At 70.9% G+C, this 16,004-nt stretch carries 17 protein-coding genes; 11 read left to right on the top strand and 6 right to left on the bottom strand.

Features of this window, described 5'->3' with window-relative positions; all coding sequences use genetic code 11:
• Positions 1-189 precede the first annotated feature (189 nt).
• Together DPM19_RS18120 and DPM19_RS18115 are read right to left on the bottom strand one after the other, a co-directional pair.
• Complete coding sequence (locus tag DPM19_RS18120; protein ID WP_111869134.1) at positions 190-1,218, bottom strand: hypothetical protein; 1,029 nt, start codon at positions 1,216-1,218, stop codon at positions 190-192.
• Positions 1,219-1,221: 3 nt separating this feature from the next.
• Positions 1,222-2,457, bottom strand: coding sequence for a hypothetical protein (locus tag DPM19_RS18115; RefSeq protein ID WP_111869133.1), 1,236 nt, complete (start codon positions 2,455-2,457; stop codon positions 1,222-1,224).
• Between the two features lie 233 nt (positions 2,458-2,690).
• On the opposite strand from DPM19_RS18115, the gene DPM19_RS18110 reads away from it, so the two are divergent.
• Positions 2,691-3,074, top strand: coding sequence for a hypothetical protein (locus DPM19_RS18110; protein WP_111869132.1), 384 nt, complete (start codon positions 2,691-2,693; stop codon positions 3,072-3,074).
• A gap of 213 nt (positions 3,075-3,287) precedes the next feature.
• Positions 3,288-4,766 carry a CYTH and CHAD domain-containing protein gene (locus DPM19_RS18105; RefSeq protein ID WP_146778904.1) on the top strand — a complete coding sequence of 493 codons (1,479 nt, stop codon included), beginning with the start codon at positions 3,288-3,290 and terminating at the stop codon, positions 4,764-4,766.
• Here DPM19_RS18105 and DPM19_RS18100 read toward each other — a convergent pair.
• The gene (locus tag DPM19_RS18100; protein ID WP_111869130.1) at positions 4,753-5,013 is read right to left on the bottom strand and encodes a Rossmann-fold NAD(P)-binding domain-containing protein; all 261 of its coding nucleotides are present in this window, start codon (positions 5,011-5,013) and stop codon (positions 4,753-4,755) included. The two genes, DPM19_RS18105 and DPM19_RS18100, sit on opposite strands and share 14 nt — an antisense overlap.
• A 52-nt stretch (positions 5,014-5,065) precedes the next feature.
• Positions 5,066-5,542: an ATP-binding protein gene (locus DPM19_RS18095; protein ID WP_111869129.1), complete on the bottom strand. Its 477-nt coding sequence runs from the start codon at positions 5,540-5,542 to the stop codon at positions 5,066-5,068.
• A 183-nt stretch (positions 5,543-5,725) separates the two neighbouring features.
• Between DPM19_RS18095 and DPM19_RS18090 the strand changes: the two genes are divergently transcribed.
• Together DPM19_RS18090 and DPM19_RS18085 are read left to right on the top strand one after the other, a co-directional pair.
• Positions 5,726-6,511, top strand: coding sequence for a helix-turn-helix domain-containing protein (locus DPM19_RS18090; protein ID WP_111869128.1), 786 nt, complete (start codon positions 5,726-5,728; stop codon positions 6,509-6,511).
• A complete protein-coding gene (locus DPM19_RS18085) occupies positions 6,502-6,780 on the top strand; it encodes a DUF397 domain-containing protein (RefSeq protein ID WP_111869127.1) in 279 nt (92 codons plus the stop codon). The genes DPM19_RS18090 and DPM19_RS18085 overlap by 10 nt, the downstream gene beginning before the upstream one ends.
• A 249-nt stretch (positions 6,781-7,029) precedes the next feature.
• Here DPM19_RS18085 and DPM19_RS18080 read toward each other — a convergent pair whose 3' ends face one another.
• Positions 7,030-7,752, bottom strand: a complete 723-nt coding sequence (locus DPM19_RS18080) for a hypothetical protein (RefSeq protein WP_233510363.1) — start codon at positions 7,750-7,752, stop codon at positions 7,030-7,032.
• Between the two features lie 331 nt (positions 7,753-8,083).
• Between DPM19_RS18080 and DPM19_RS18075 the strand changes: the two genes are divergently transcribed.
• From DPM19_RS18075 to DPM19_RS18055, 5 genes are all read left to right on the top strand, one after another.
• Complete coding sequence (locus tag DPM19_RS18075) at positions 8,084-8,746, top strand: hypothetical protein (protein ID WP_111869126.1); 663 nt, start codon at positions 8,084-8,086, stop codon at positions 8,744-8,746.
• Between the two features lie 214 nt (positions 8,747-8,960).
• A complete protein-coding gene (locus DPM19_RS18070; protein WP_111869125.1) occupies positions 8,961-9,560 on the top strand; it encodes a Uma2 family endonuclease in 600 nt (199 codons plus the stop codon).
• 63 nt (positions 9,561-9,623) lie between these two features.
• Positions 9,624-10,337: a hypothetical protein gene (locus DPM19_RS18065; RefSeq protein ID WP_146778903.1), complete on the top strand. Its 714-nt coding sequence runs from the start codon at positions 9,624-9,626 to the stop codon at positions 10,335-10,337.
• A gap of 221 nt (positions 10,338-10,558) precedes the next feature.
• Positions 10,559-10,921, top strand: a complete 363-nt coding sequence (locus DPM19_RS18060) for a DUF488 domain-containing protein (protein ID WP_111869123.1) — start codon at positions 10,559-10,561, stop codon at positions 10,919-10,921.
• A gap of 110 nt (positions 10,922-11,031) precedes the next feature.
• Positions 11,032-11,946 (top strand): SDR family oxidoreductase, encoded by a 915-nt coding sequence (locus tag DPM19_RS18055; protein WP_111869122.1) that lies wholly within the window; start codon positions 11,032-11,034, stop codon positions 11,944-11,946.
• 277 nt (positions 11,947-12,223) lie between these two features.
• Here DPM19_RS18055 and DPM19_RS18050 read toward each other — a convergent pair whose 3' ends face one another.
• Complete coding sequence (locus DPM19_RS18050) at positions 12,224-13,195, bottom strand: helix-turn-helix transcriptional regulator (protein ID WP_111869121.1); 972 nt, start codon at positions 13,193-13,195, stop codon at positions 12,224-12,226.
• A gap of 29 nt (positions 13,196-13,224) precedes the next feature.
• On the opposite strand from DPM19_RS18050, the gene DPM19_RS18045 reads away from it, so the two are divergent.
• Entirely contained in the window at positions 13,225-14,343 is a 1,119-nt protein-coding gene (locus DPM19_RS18045; protein ID WP_111869120.1) for an epoxide hydrolase family protein, read from the top strand.
• 574 nt (positions 14,344-14,917) lie between these two features.
• Positions 14,918-15,985 carry an RNA ligase (ATP) gene (locus DPM19_RS18040; protein WP_111869119.1) on the top strand — a complete coding sequence of 356 codons (1,068 nt, stop codon included), beginning with the start codon at positions 14,918-14,920 and terminating at the stop codon, positions 15,983-15,985.
• Positions 15,986-16,004: the final 19 nt, after the last annotated feature.

Genomic DNA, 16,004 nt, shown 5'->3' with positions numbered 1-16,004 from the left:
GCCCCCGAGGTAGGGCATGGCGGGGCGCGTGCCAGTTCCGCCCCTGTTCCGTCAGACACCCGAATAAGCCCAACGGAAGCCAACGCCAGCAAGCGGTTAAGTAGCAGGTCAGAGACCATCCGGAGGACATAACGCCAGGTCAGCGATTTACGGGTGTGACAAATACCCCCTGATCGAGCGCTGACCGGTTCAGTCCTCGGGCAGGGTCGCCAGGCGCGCGCGCATCATGTGCCCCTCGGGTTCCGGGAGCCCGGCGACGACGGCGTGCAGCGCCTCCCGCGACCGGCCGTCGCCGCCGTTCCGCACCGCCGCCTCCAGTACCAGGGCGAGCGGGTAGCGCTGCTCCGGCCCTGGCGCCACGCCGGGGTCGTGTTCGTGGTGGTCCAGCAGGCGGGCCGCGCGGGAAGGGGTGCACTCGCCCGGGCTTCCGGACAGCAGCCAGCAGGCGATCTCGAACCGTGGTGGCGAGGGGGCCGCCGCCAGCCACTCCAGCGCGGTCTCCGCGGCGACGGGCCCGTGCTCGTGCGACAGGGCGTTCGCGACGGAGCTCAGCCGGTCGAGGTCGTGCTCCGGGTACTCCCGGGCGAACTCCTCGCACACGTCTTCGGTGAAGACCGCCGCCGCCGTCTCCCCCAGCCCGTGCGGCCCGGCGTCGCGGTCGCCCTGGTGCAACCGGTCCAGCGCGTCCCGGTCGGCGCGGGTCAGCCACCGCTCGCCGGTGCCGAGGAGCGAGCGGAGCCGGTCCCGCAGCGCGCCGCGCAGTTCCTCGGTGTCGGCCAGGAACGCGGGCCGCAGCGGCTCGGGGCGCGCACCGCACCCCGCCGCGCGCAGCAGGACCAGGGCATGCCGGTAACGGCCTCCAGCGCCCGGGCCGGCCGGGTCGCGCACCGCCAGCAGCCGGGTCACCCGCTCGTCGGTGCACTGGCCGGTGCCGGCGCAGAACCACAGCCCGCGCAGCAACCCGCACACGATCTCGAACCGCCCCGGTGACGGGGCCGCCTCGATCCAGTCCAGGACGGCCCCGGCGGCGGTGGGGTGGGACGCCGTGGACAGCATGATCCCAACGGCGACCAGCTCGTCGTCGCCGTACCCGGGGAGGTCGAACGCGAGGTGGTCGCAGAGCTCCCGGACGCGGCGGTCGGTCTCGGCGGGACCGGCCTCGCGCAGTACCGGCCAGTCGCCGGCCCGGTAGAGCCGTGGCGCGTTCGCGGCGGGCACCGGTCACCTCCTGGGGCCGTACCTCGGCTCGAGCACGAGCTTCGAGGTGTCCGTTCCGGTGGCTTTCAGCAGGTCCCCGACCGCGTAGAGGCTGTCCGGCTGCAGGGCCCTGCCGTCCATCCGGGTGCTGGAGTAAGCGTAGGACGAGTTCAGGTCCATGACCCACCGCCCCGTGGGCCTCCCGTCCGGGCCCCGCTCCGCCACCAGCTCCCCGGCCGCCCGGCCCGGCGGCCGCATCCCGTACGGGACGACGTGGCCGGGCGGGATGGCCCCGGCCGCCAGGTCGGCGTGCTTGAGCTGGTTGCCGGGGCGCTTGGGGTAGAGGGCGGCGTACTCCGGGCTCTCCTCGGGGGCGAGCCGGAGGTTGCCGTCCGTGTCGACGAGCCAGAGGTACCTGCTGTTCGGATCCAGGGTGCCGAAGTCCAGCGGGCCGGGCGCGCCGAACACCCGCACCGTCGGCGGTGACGTGTAGGGCAGTTCGTAGCCCCGGCGCGGCACGAACACCTGGACCGGTTGGCCGATCCGATCCGCGATCCGTCTCAGGTGTTCGGGGTCCACGATCGGTCTGCGCGGCGGGGTGTCGGCCGGGGTGCCGCGGCTGCCGGGAAGCTTGCCCAGCTTGCTGAGCTTGTTGAGCCCCTTGGCGCCGAGGATGGAGCCGATGATCCCGGTGGCGCACCGGGCGACCTGCTCGTTGCTCCACTCGCGGCACTGCTTGGTCATCTCGTCCCACAGCACCGGCAGCGTTTCCGCGGGGTTGGTGGTGACCAGGGTCTTCAGGCCGCCCCAGTTCTCCTTGAACGCGTCGTGGCTGCAGAGGTGGACCAGGCAGCCGACGAAGGTCACGCCGTCCCAGGCCCCGGTCACGGTGTCCCACAGCCCCAGCCCGATGCCCTTGAAGGTCATGCCGGTGGGCTCGATGACGTCGTCCCACACCGCGTCGCCCACATCGCTGAAGAAGCCGCCGGTGTGGCACAGCCCCTTTTGGAAGATGTTGCCCCGGCACTCGCCGTCGTCCTCGTCCTCGTTCTCGGTCGGGGCGGGCCGGTCCTGTGGCGGGGCGCCCTCCTGCCGTGGCGGGCTCGGTGCCGGGGTGGGGGTCGCGGGGGTCTGTCCGGCGGGCTCGCAGTTCTCGTCGGAGGTGACCTGGCAGATCGCGCTGCCGATGCCGCCGCCGATCCTGGCTCCGATCCCGGAGGGGACGAGCACGGCGATCATCGCGGCCACCAACATGATCACCGCGATGTGGTTGACCGTGCCCTCTCCTGAGTCGGAAGGCGGTCGGTATCCCCTCTGTGACCCTTCGTCCACGCGGAAAGAGTAAGATCAACTTCGCGGATCCACCATGGCATTAAGCTCCAAATCGGGATGTAGTCACCGAATCCCTCTTTTGTGGGGAGCCAAGGCCCTTCCCGCATCCACCGGAGACCACCGGCTCCGGACCACGAGTCCGGCGGGCGACGAGGAGTGCGATGAGCGGCAGGAGCGTCGCGGCGATGCCCACCTCGCTGCTGGCCGCGCGGATGCTCATGTACGCCGTCGCGGCACTGTCCGCGCTGTGGTGCGTGGCCTTCCTCTCCGGCTACGGCCTGACCTCGGAAAATCTCGGCAGCGCCGTGGTCCAGTTGGCGCCCGGGGTGGCGAGCCTGATCCTCGCCCGCAAGGCCGGCCGCGGCGGCGGCCGCAACGTCCGGCGCTGGATCATCGGATTGCAGGCCGTGTGGATCTTGTTCGCCCTGGGGCGCATCGGCCAGGACGACATGACCGGCATCTTCGGCTTCGTCCTCCCGATCGTCGTCCTGGTCCTGGTGACCCGCCCGAGCAGCCGCGAGTACTTCGCCCACACCTCCCGCTGACCCGCCGCCTCCCGGCGGGCGACCACGTACGGAAGCCACACGCCCCGCGGATCCGGACGGCTGGACCCGCCCGCCGCCCGCCCGGCCGAGGCACTTCCGGGTCGCGCGGTCGTAGGCGCCGGGCGACCAGGGAGAAAGCGCCGCGGAGGTTTGTTCACCTTCCCGTGTAATGCTGGACATCTTGACGTAGCCACTTCGTTATCGAGGAGCACGGTGGCCGAGAAGCATCTGGAGATCGAACGCAAGTACGACGCCGCCCCCGACTTCACCCTCCCCGACCTCACCGGGCTGCCGGGCGTCATCGCCGTGAGCGGCACCGAGCGCCATACCCTCTCGGCGAACTACTTCGACACCGCGGACCTCCGCCTCGCCGCGCACGGCATCACGCTGCGCCGGCGACGCGGCGGCGAGGACGCCGGCTGGCACCTGAAGATGCCGGCCGGCCCCGACAGCAAGCAGGAGCTGCGCGCCCCGCTGGGCCGGGCCCAGGTCGTCCCCGCCCGGCTCGCCACCCTGGTCACCGCCTACGCCCGCGGATCCGAACTGGGCCGGGTGGCCGTGCTGGACACCGAGCGCACCACCGTCCGGCTGCTCGGCGAGGACGGCGCGGTGCTGGCCGAGATCGCCGACGACGCGGTCTCCGGACGGGTCGAGGGCGCCGAGTCCGCGGACACCTGGCGCGAGATCGAGGTCGAGCTGGTCTCCGGCGACCGCGCCCTGCTCAAGGCGGCCGACAAGGCGCTGCGGAAGGCGGGCGCCGAGCCGGGGAGCTCGGCGTCCAAGCTGGGCCGGGTACTCGGCGACGCGGTCACCCGGCGGGCCGTCGCGCGGACACACCCCGGCTCCGCCGCGGAGGCCGTGCTCGACTACCTGTCGGCACAGGTCACCGCGATCGTCACCGGCGACCCCAAGGCCCGGCTGGCCGAGGACGACGCGGTGCACAAGATGCGGGTCGCCGTGCGCCGCACCCGCAGCACGCTCAAGAGCTGCCGCCGGGTCCTCGACCGGGAGCGCACCGACCCGCTGCAACCGGAGCTGAAGTGGCTGGCGGACGCACTCGGCGAGGTCCGCGACCTGGAGGTGCTGCGGATGCGCTTCGCCGACCGGATCGCCGGCCTCGACGAGCTCACCGGCGAGGCCGAGGAGGCCGGGCGGCACCTGCTGGACAGGCTGACCGGCGACGAACAGGCCGCGTACCGGCGGCTGGACGCGGCACTCAAGGAGCCCCGCTACTACGCGCTGCTGGACGCGCTGGAAGGGCTGGTCGCCGAACCTCCGCTGGCCGGCAAGGCCGGCCGTCCCGCCGACGACGAGTTGCCTCGCATGCTCGACCGCGAGTGGCGCCGGGTCGAAAAGGCGTACGCCGCGATCGCGGACGCCGACGATCCGGACGAGGCCCGCCACGACACCCGCAAGGTCGCCAAACGCGCCCGGTACGCCGCCGAGCTGGCCCGCCCGGTGGTCGGCTCCTCCGCCAAGCAGATGGTGGCCGACGCCAAGCGCATCCAGGAGGTGTTCGGCGGCTACCAGGACGGCGTGATCGCCATGGAGCACCTGCACGACGCCGCCCGCCGGGCCGAGACCCCGGCGGAGGCGTTCGTGCTGGGCGTCCTTTACGGGGTGGAACGCACGGAGGCGTACACCTCGCGCGACCACGTCGAGGAGACCTGGGAGCAGATCACCGGGTCCTGAACGCCGCGGCGTGCTCGGCGACCCACTGCGCGAAGGTGCGGGGCGGGCGGCCGGTGACCTGTTCGACGGTCGGGACGACCGTGTAAGCGCTCTCGGGCGGGTTCGCGTGCCAGCCGAGAACGAAGTCGGCCACGTCGTCCGCCACGCCCCTCGCCCGCATCCGCTCGCGCGCCTGGCCCGCGGTGAGCTCGACGAAGCGCAGCTCGCGGCCGACCGCCGCCCCGATGGCGCGAACCCGGTCGGGCACGGAACATCCTTGAACCTCGACAAAAGTTGAGGTCAATGCCCCCGGCGCCGGATCAGCGGGCGAAGCGGGCCCAGACGGTCTTGCCCCGCGGCGAGTGCGGCTCGTAGCCGCAGCGCTGGGCGAGCGTCGAGACGATCAGCAGCCCCCGGCCGCCGTCGTCCTCGGGCCCGCCGAGGTCCAGCGCGGCCAGGCTCGGCTCGACCACCGGTCGCTGGACGGGTGGGGCGTTGCTCAGGTCCCGGACGGTGAGCAGCACCCCCGCCGCCTCCCGGACGAGCCGGACCGTGACCTCCCGCCCCGGCGCGGCCTTGACTGCGTTCGTCACGAGCTCGGTGGAGCAGAGCGCGAGATCGTCCACCAGGTGGCCCAGCCCCCACCGCCGCAGCGCCCGCCCGACCCGATCCCGGACGAGCCCCGCCACGGCCGGGCAGCCCGGCACGCTCATCCGCAGTTCGTCCGCCGGGACCGGCTTCGGCTCGACCAGGGGCGGGGTGTCATGGGGCGCCCTCCGGCGCCGCTCGTCATGCATGAGAACTCCCGTTATCCACAATTTCGTGTTCGGGTACTCAGCCTGACGTGGCCGGATTACCGTGAGTACGCGATTGGCCACCCGTCACGGAATGCGAGAACTTCCGGAAGGTTCTCGAACCCTTCTTGAAGTCGGACATCCGGCATATTCCAGGCGCACGACCGGCGAGCGAGGAGTCACGCCATGCACGACCCCTACAGCCCCCAGGCCATCTGGGGCAGAGAACTGCGCCACTACCGCCGCGCGGCCGGCCTGACCCAGGCGCAACTGGCCGCCCTGATCAACTATTCCGAGTCCCTGATCAGCAATATCGAGACCGGCCAGGTCCCCGCGGTCCCCGAATTCGCCGCGGCCTGCGACGAAGCCCTCAACACCGGCGGCGCGCTCCTGCGCCAACTCGACTGGCGCAAGGCCGAACGCTTCCCCGCATGGTTCGGCGAATGGCCCGTCATCGAGACCAAGGCCACCGTCCTGCGCACCTTCGAACTGGCCGTCGTCCCCGGCCTGCTCCAGACCCCCGCCTACGCCGGTGCCCTGCTCGACGGCGACGAGTCCGCGGTGGAGGCCCGCATGGAACGGCAACAGATCCTGTTCCGGGAAGACCCCCCACCGCCCAAACTCCGCTGCGTACTCGACGAGGCGGTCCTGCTCCGCCCGGTCGGCAGCCCGGAAATCATGCACGAACAACTCGAACACCTGCTCAAGATGGCAGAGTCACCCCGCATCACCCTCCAGGTGGTGCCCTTCGGCGTGCACCCTGGGCTTCAGGGCTCCTTCTGGCTCGCCTCCCTCGGGCCAGGAAATAGCGAGGTAGGGTACGTGGAAACGGCCGTACGCGGACAGATAGCGCGCAACCCCGAAGACCTGGAGATCCTCGCGGATTTGTGGGATTCCATCCAGGCCCACGCTCTTCCCCAGAACGCGTCTCTCGACCTGATCAGAAGAACGGTGAACGAACGATGGACCTGACAGGCGCCATCTGGCGCAAGAGCACCCGCAGCGGCACCAACGGCGGCGCCTGCATCGAAGTAGCCAACCTCACCGGCACCATCGCCGCCAACTGGCACAAGAGCACTCACAGCGGCACCAACGGCGGCAACTGCGTCGAGGTGGCCGACCTTCCCGGCACCATCGCCGTACGCGACAGCAAGGACCCCCACGGCCCCCACCTCACCCTCACCCCCGCCGCCTTCTCCGCCCTCGTGCACCAGATCAAGCACAACGAACCCACCTGCTGAAGGCATAGGTGACTCGGACGGCCAAGATCTGAACCGTTCCTCAGGGCAGACCCCGCCTTGAGAACGGCGGCGGCTCCGAGACACTGAAGATCAGGGCTGGTCGCCACACCACCGGGTTCAGGCCAACGCACCGGTAGGCGGTCGCCGCCGTGTCCCAGACGGTGATGGGGGTCAGCCCGTAGAGCCTGCCAACGCCCCGGTAGGCGGTTGCCTGCCGGCCCGGCCTTACGGCGATGATCCCCGGGGCGTTCAGGAGGCCAGTGCGGCGGACACCCGGGACAGGCGGGCGGGCGGCAGGGCGAAGCGGTTGGCGGGGTTGCGGAAGGAGTACTCGCCGTCGTTGATCTGGACGCCGCTCCCTGTCGTGGTCCAGCGCGTGGAGCCGGTTTGTCCCTGGTCTTCCAGGAGAGCGACGGCTAGCCGTTCGGGTGCTTCGACGCCGGTGCGGGCGCGTAGCGCGGCCGCCAGGCGGTCGGCGGCGTCGCCGGGTACGGCGTCGTCGCCGAAGGCGGGCAGCAGGAGCAGCAGGCGGGCGTGGGGGTCGGTGACGGTGCCGCCGGGCAAGGCACCGTCCGCGGCGGCGACCAGCTCCGTCCACGACAGGCCCGGCCCCATGAAGTGCCCGTCGTCCTGGGCGATGAGTTCGGCCCGCTCCCAGCCGGGGTGGTGCAGGAGGAAGTCGATGCCCTCGTCGTCCTCGAAGGTGCGGTAGACGACGTGGAGGCGGTGGCCGCCGGCGAGCGGGACGGTGAAAACGGGCCAGTCGGCACGTTCCCACAACCGGTGCTGGAAGTCCCCGGCGGCCTCGTCATCGGCGCCGAACAGCAGTTCCTGGGCCTCCTCCCCGTCCACACAGCGGCCGAGGTGCCCCAGCCAGAACAGGTGTTCCTCCAGCAGCTCCGGCCGGTGGCCGAACGGGCCGCCGTCGTAACCCGGTATCTGGACGGGAGGCAGGTCCACGCTGTTCGTCATGGAGGTCATCATGCAGCCGGAGCGAGACCAGGACACGATCTTCACGGGATCTCCCGGCCGGCTTCGCCGGGGGTGCGGGCGGGGCGAAGGCAGGCATCCGATACGGCACCGCCCTCTGACACCCATTTTCAGGCCAAACCATCCCAAATCATTTGATTATTAACAAAAGCCCCGTCAATCATCTTTAGGACAAAGAGCCCTTACCTCGCAGCACCCTTACGGAGCGTCATCTTTATAGAAAAAGCAAAGCCGATGGACACGCCCGAAAAGAACAGCAAGATTCACGGGCATGGTCGAACCAGGAACGGAAGCCCCCGCGCCGGAATCGGAATTGAGCACCGGCTGCGCGATCTCCGTGTGCGTCGCGACCCTCGTGGTCCTCGGCCTCCTGGGGTGGGGCGGCTTCCTCCTGGTCCGATCGTTCCTCCAGTACGAACCCCCGATCAGGTACGACGCCGCCAAAACCCAGGAGGTCACCGCTCCGGCCAGGCCCTGCTACGAGATGACGATCCCCGACCTGCCCGAGAGCAAGAAGCTGAACGTCAAGGCCCAGCTCGAACACCAGGTACTGGACGAAGTCGTGGAATCGACCTGCGACACGAACGTCAAGGTCGACTGCTCCGGCACCTGCACCGCCGAGTACGGGGACGAAAAGGTCGTCTTCGACCTCAGCACCACCAGTTGCATGGACCTCGGCAGGATCCGCAACTGCTCCTACAGGATCAAGCCCAGAAACCGCCTCCTGTCCCAGCGCCACCTGCACGCGGAGTTCTGGAGATACGCCGAAAGGGCACGCGAGGAAAGGCACGTCATGCGGTGCGACACCATCCCGGGCGGAGCCGATCTGCTCCCTCCGGCTTCGGACGGCCCGGTGTCCTCGACCCGAACGAAATACCGCTGCTACACCCGCAAACCCGGGCGGAGCACCTACACCTACACGATCACCGTGGGCAAAGGCCACAACCTCATCTTCGAAGAGGACCCGGACCGATGACGCCGCTCGGCACACCGCCCGGCACCCCACCGCCGCTCGAAGCCCCCGGGTTCCCCGGACCACCATCGTTCTCGCCGCACCACCGATTCGCGGCGGCGGCCTCACCGCAAGGATCCCAGCGCGCACAGTGACCGACGGTTACGCTGCGAAGAAGCCATTACCGGCGTTGTTAGGCTGTGGGGTACTACGTGCGCACCGCGTTGGAGGAGACGAGATGAGCGTCGCCTATGACGATCGGGACCACTCGTATCACCACGGGCCCTATTCGATCACCGACCTCGATCGCATGCCCAGGGACGCGCGGTACGAGCTCGTCAATGGATGGATCATCATGTCGCCTTGGCCGAGCACGTTGCACGACCATGTGGTGCGGAATCTACGCAGGCTGTTCGAGGACGAGGCCGCTCGCGCGGGAGCCGACCTCTACGTGAACGGACCGGTCGACGTGTTCACGCACACCGGGATCCGCGTTCCCGACGTCGGGGTCATCGACGGACCGGCGGCACGGGCCGCTGTGGCCCGGAACGAGCGGGCCTACCAGGGCCCGGACGTCCGGCTGGTCATCGAGGTCATCTCGCGTGAGAGTGGCAGCGAGCGCACCGACCGGTACGAGAAGCCCAGCGAATACGCGGCCGCCGGCATCCCGCAGTACTGGGCCGTCGACCTGGAGCCCAAGCCGAACATCACGGTCTGGAACCTCGTCCCCGGCCATGCCGTGTACCGGCGCAGCGAACGGGTCTTCGCCGGCCAGCTCCTCACCGTCACCGAACCGCTGAAACTCGACCTGGACCCCGCCACTCTCACCGCCATCTAGCCTGGCTCCACACCACCGGGTCAGGCGAAAGCGCGAGATTAGACTCCCGGGGTGGTCGAGCATATGAGCGCAGAGGTCGAAAGGCTCTACGAGGTGTTCGGGCGGGTTCCTCGGCCGCTGAAGATGGAGGGCTGCGCGCATTGCGTGGCACCTGACGAGGATCGGCCGCTACTCGAAGGGCCGGTGCGGAGTCTCGGCGTGGACGTGCTCCGGCGGTACGCCACGGACGCGCTGCTCTTGTGGGGTGACGTGCCGGAGTTCCGGTACTTCCTGCCCCGGTTGCTGGAACTGGCCGCGGACAACGAGTTCGACTGGCCCGATCCGGAGATCGTGTTCAGCAAGCTCGGCCGCGGCCGGTGGACGGAGTGGGCCGCCGACGAGCGCGCCGTCATCAGCGCTTTCCTGACCCGCTGGTGGGAGACCAGGGTCGACGACGACTGCCCGTGGCCCGACATCGGGACGGTGCTGTGCAGCCTGGGGCTCACCGGGATCGAACTCGTGCCGTTCCTCGACCGGTGGGGACGGCTGGGGACGACCGGCGCGATCATCAACCTGCACGAGTTCGTCACGACGGGCGTGACGTGGCGGACGACCGGCCCCGACCTGCGAAACCCCTTCTGGGACAAGGAGACCCCGGGCTACCAGAACGTCATCGCCTGGCTGGCGGACGGAAGCGCGCTCGCCGCGGTCGAGCACGGCTTCCACAACGAAACACGCGAAGAAATGCTCGCGCTACTGGACGAGACCCACTCGCTCCTCGGCGCCCATGATCGTTGAGGATGGGTGGTGCCCTGGCACCACCCATCCTCAACGATCACGTTCCGGGGTAGGGGTGGGCCGGCAAACGTTGCTGGACACCGCACTTCAGGATCCGGTGCGCCATGGCGCCCGCAAAGCTGAAGGATCATGGTGCAGGGGTGGGCGCGAGTCGCGGTTCGGGTCGCCGGGTGGATGGTCGCCGCCTGGGTAGGGGCGTCGAATCCGGGAGGAGGCGAGCGATGGCACGGGATGTGCGGCTGCGCAGGGTGTACGAGCCTGTCTCGGCCGAGGACGGGACGCGGGTGCTGGTGGATCGGGTGTGGCCGCGCGGGCTGTCCAAGGACGCCGCCCGGCTGGACCGGTGGGAGAAGGACGTCGCGCCCTCGACCGGGCTGCGCCGGTGGTACGGCCACCGCACGGACAGGTTCCCCGAGTTCCGGCGACGTTACGACGCCGAACTGGCCGAGCCCGAGCGCGAGACCGCGCTGGAACGGCTGCGGTCGCTCGCCGAGCGGGGCACCGTGACCCTGCTGACCTCGACCAGGGACATCGAGCACAGCCAGGCCGCGGTACTCGCGGAACACCTGGAAGAGACCGGCTGAGAGCTCCACCCGCCGAGCCGCCGAGCCGCCGAGCCGCCGAGCCGCCGAGCCGCCGAGCCGCCGAAAAAGACTGACATGAGGTGTCAGGTACTGGTGCCAGCATTGAGGTCATGAGCGATGCACTGCAGGGAAAGGTCGCGCTGGTGGCCGGCGCGACGCGTGGAGCGGGCCGCGGGGTCGCGGTGGAGCTGGGCGCCCAGGGGGCGACCGTGTACGTGACCGGGCGGACGACCCGCGAGCGGCGGTCGGAGATGGACCGGCCCGAGACGATCGAGGAGACCGCCGAGCTGGTCACCGCGGCAGGCGGGCACGGGATCGCCGTCCCGACGGACCACCTGGAGCGGGAGCAGGTGCGCGAGTTGGTCGAGCGCATCGACCGCGAGCAGGGCCGGCTGGACGTGCTGGTCAACGACATCTGGGGCGCCGACCCGCTGACCAGGTGGCACACGCCGGTCTGGGAGCACCCGCTGGACGCGGGGCTGCACACCCTGCGGCTGGCGATCGACACCCACCTCATCACCAGCCACTACGCGCTGCCGCTGCTGATCAGGAACCCGGGCGGGCTGCTCGTCGAGATGACCGACGGCACCCTGGAGTACAACCTGGCCAACTACCGGCTCACCGTCTACTACGACCTCGCCAAGATCGCGGTGAACCGGCTGGCGTACTCCCAGGCCGAGGAGTTGCGCCCGCACGGGGCGACCGCGGTCTCCGTCACCCCGGGCTGGCTGCGCTCGGAGATGATGCTGGACGGCTTCGGCGTCACCGAGGAGAACTGGCGCGACGCCCTGGACAAGCACCCGCACTTCGCGATCTCCGAGTCGCCCGCCTTCGTGGGACGCGCGGTGGCGGCGCTGGCCGCCGACCCGGACCGGCACCGCTGGACCGGCCGCACCACCTCCAGCGGCGAACTCGCCCAGGTCTACGACTTCACCGACCGCGACGGCAGCCGCCCCGACGCCTGGCGCTACATGGTCGAGGTCGACCAGGAAAGCGAGGTCGCGAACGTCACCGGCTACCGCTGAGCCGGAGCGGTACGCGGAGCCGGCCGGACGGGGAAGCCCGGCGGCCGGTCCGCGACCGTCCGGGACGGGCGCGGACCGGGATCAGCCGCGGTAAAGCGCGGCCATCCGCGGCGCCAAGGCAGGCGCGTAGTTCCGGGACGTCCAGCACCTCGGCACCCCGGACGGACGCCAGCCGATGTCAGCCGCGACAGAGCGCGGCCAGCCGGGCGGCGCCAAGGCAGGCACGCAGTTCCGGGACGTCCAGCACCTCGGCACCCCGGACGGACGCCAGCCGATGTCAGCCGCGGTAGAGCGCGGCCATCCGGGTCGCGGCGTCGGCGAGGCGGGCGCGCAGTTCGGGCGGGTCCAGCACCTCGGCGTCGGGGCCGAGGCGGAGCAGCACCCCGTACGCGACCTCCATGGACTCCACCGGCAGGCGGGTGACGACCCGGCCCCGCTCGTCGGGTTCGCCCGCCGCCTCCCGGGCGGCGCGCGCCGCCAGGGGCTCGGCGGCGTACCGCAGGGCGCGCAGCCCGTCGGGGGTGAGGCGTACCGTGACGTGGTCGGCCAGCAGCGAGGCGGCGAACTCGTTCGCCCGGGCGGCCCAGAACCCGGGCAGGTCGAAGTCCTCGTCCCGGGCGAACGGCTCGCCCGTCGGCTCCACCGCGACGACCCGGTCGACCCGGTAGGTGCGGTGGTCGGCGCCGACCCGGCCGACCAGGTACCAGACCCCGCCCTTGAGGACGAGCCCGTAGGGCAGCACGGTCCGGGTCACCTCCCGGTCCCGGCCGCGCCGGTACCGCAGTTCGACCGTTTCGTCCCGCCAGACGGCGTCCGCCAGCGCGGCGAGCAGCGGGGGCGTGTCGGCATCGGCGAACCAGCCGGGCACGTCCAGGTGGAACCGCTGGCCGGCCCGGGTCGAGGCGTCGCGCAGCCCGGCGGGGAGCGCGGCGAGCACCTTCAGCCGCGCGGTCGCCACCACGTCGGCCAGCCCCATCTCCGCGGCCGGGCCGGGCAGCCCGGACAGGAACAGCGCCTCGGCCTCGGCCCGGCTCAGCCCGGTCAGCCGCGTCCGGTAGCCGGCCACCAGCCGGTACCCGCCGCCGCGGCCGTGGTCGGCGTACACCGGCACCCCGGCGGCGGACAGGGCCAGCACGTCCCGGTAGACCGTCCGCTCCGAAACCTCCAGCTCGCGCGCCAGTTCCGCCGCCGTCATCGTTTCCCGCGCCTGCAACAGCAACACCAGGGAGATCAATCGCGCCGCCCGCATGTCCCCATATTCGCCCTAACGTGCTAGGCATGGAGAACATCAGCCCGTTCCGCATCGACATCCCGCAAGCCGAGCTGGACGACCTCAGGGCGCGGCTGGCCCGCACCCGCTGGCCCGACGAGATCCCCGGCAGTGCCTGGGAACTCGGCATTTCGCTGGAGTACGTCAAGGACCTGGCCGCCTACTGGGCGGACGGCTACGACTGGCGGGCGCACGAGGCCGAACTCAACGGGTACCCGCAGTTCACCACCGAAATCGACGGGCAGCGGATCCACTTCCTGCACGTTCGCAGCCCCGAACCGGACGCCCTCCCGCTGGTCCTCACGCACGGCTGGCCCGGATCCGTCGTGGAGTTCCTGGACGTCATCGGCCCCCTCACCGACCCGAAGGCGCACGGCGGCGACCCCGCCGACGCCTTCCACCTGGTCATCCCCTCGATGCCCGGCTACGGTTTCTCCGGGCCGACCGCCGAACGCGGCTGGGACATGCGGCGGATCGCCCGCGCCTGGGCGGAGCTGATGCGCCGGCTGGGCTACGACCGTTACGGCGCCCAGGGTGGCGACTGGGGTTCGGGGGTCTCCCGCGACCTGGGCGTCATCGACGCCGAGCACGTGGCGGGCGTCCACCTGAACTTCCTGATCACCGTGCCGTCCGGTGAGCTGACCGAGGAGGAGCAGCAGCGGCTGGCCGTCCTGCTGCGGTACGACCAGGAACTCTCGGGCTACATGCGCATCCAGAGCACCCGCCCGCAGACGCTGGGCTTCGGGCTGGCCGACTCGCCGGTCGGGCAGCTCGCCTGGATCGCGGAGAAGTTCCGGGAGTGGACGGACGGCCCGGACGTGCCGGTCTCCCGCGACCGCCTGCTGACCAACGTGATGCTCTACTGGCTCACCAACACCGCGACTTCCTCGGCCCGGCTGTACGCCGAGGCGGGGGCGGCGGCGTTCCTGTCGCCGGACCGGCTCACCGTGCCCCTGGGGGTGGCCGTCTTCCCCGCCGAGATCGCGCCGCCGATCCGGAGCGTCGCCGAACGCGCCTACACCATCACGCGCTGGACGGAGTTCGACCGGGGCGGGCACTTCGCCGCCCTGGAGGAGCCGGAACTGCTGACCGGTGACATCCGAGCATTCTTCCGCCCGCTGCGCTGACTGGAGCTGACCGGGGCCCGTGTCCGGCGGTCCGCGCCTGGCCGCCGGACACGCGCCTCAGATGACCGCGGTGCCGTCCCCCGCGCCGGGACCGGCACCGCGGCCACGCCTCAACCTTCGATCCCCCGGGACCGTTCCACCAGGTGCGCGCGTATTTCGGGTATCACCATTTCGTGCACGGGCCACCGGATTGCCGACCGGCCCGCGAATTCCGGAAGTCCACCCGCCGAGCACGGCGGGCAGGAGCGAAAAACCGGGCGTTCCCGAAACGGGCGCGGCCGGGACTGCACGAGCATCGGACCGTGCATGCGCTTCCCCTCCCACCCTGCGGATCGGCGCGGATCACCGGGCGTGCCCGGTGGCGTACAGCGATTGCCCGCAATGTAGCGCAGTTTTTTCACCAGTGCTATTCGCCACAGGGACCTTACTAGCGAGTAAGATTCGTTGGCAATTTGCATTTCGGCGGTAAATCCCTACCGGTATCCGGCCGGCCGCGTCGGAAAACCCGTTGCCCGGCCACACCCCGGCGCCCCACCCTGAGCGGCAGACAGACCTCACGAAAGGCACTTCCCCGATGTCCACGCTGCGCGTGACCGCCGAGCGGCTGACCATCCACCCCCACGACAACGCCGACGCCCTCGAACTCGCCCAGGTCGGGCTGTACCGGGCCGTCGTCGCCAAGGGGACGTACCGCACCGGGGACTGGGCCCTCTACATCCCGGAGGGCGCCCTGCTCCCCCCGGAACTGATCGACGAACTGGGCCTCACCGGCAAGCTCGCCGGCTCCGCCAGGAACCGCGTCAAGGCCGTCCGGCTGCGCGGCGAGCTGTCCCAGGGGATCGTGTGCAGCCCCAAGGCCGTGGCGGACGTCGACCTGGCGACCGCCCACGCCGCGGACCGCGACTTCGCGGCCGACCTGGGCGTCACCAAGTGGGTGCCGGAGATCCCCGTGCACATGGCCGGAGAGATGGTCCCCGCCGAGGACCTGATCCCCTGGATCGAGATCGAGGACGTCAAGCGCCACCCCACGATCTTCGAGCCCGGCGAACCCGTGGTCGCCACCGAGAAGGTGCACGGCACCGCATGCCTGTTCACCCTCGCCGGCGAGCAGGCGTACGTCACCTCCAAGGGGTTCGGCACCAAGCGGCTGGCGATCCTGCACAGCGAGACCAACCTGTACTGGCGGGCCGTCGAGGCCCACGGGGTGGTGGCGGCCGCGGCGCGCATCGCCCAGCGGTACGGCGCCGACCGGGTCGGTGTGTTCGGCGAGGTCTACGGCAAGGGCGTCCAGGACCTGGCGTACGGCACCGACGGGCGGGGCCCGGGCTACGCGGCCTTCGACGTGGCGGTGGTCGACGCCGGCGGCCGGCGCTGGCTCGACCCCGACGAGCTGGCCGGGGTGCTGGCCGAGGTCGGGCTCCCCGCGGTGCCCCGGCTGTACGCCGGCCCCTACGACCAGGCCGCGCTGCTGGAACTGGCCGGCGGCCGCGAGACCGTGTCCGGCCGCGCGGCGCACCTGCGTGAGGGCTTGGTGGTCCGGCCGGCCGCCGAGCGGTACAGCCCGGTGACCGGCGGCCGGGCGATTGCGAAGTTCGTTTCCCCCGCATACCTCACCCGGAAGGGCGGAACGGAATACGAGTGAGTCACGGTCCTGCGGAGTT

Source organism: Actinomadura craniellae (assembly GCF_003289645.1).
In the GTDB taxonomy this organism is placed as follows: Bacteria; Actinomycetota; Actinomycetes; order Streptosporangiales; family Streptosporangiaceae; genus Actinomadura_D; species Actinomadura_D craniellae.
The sequence above is the reverse complement of the archived record's forward strand: the minus strand, read 5'-3'. Positions and strand labels throughout refer to the sequence as shown.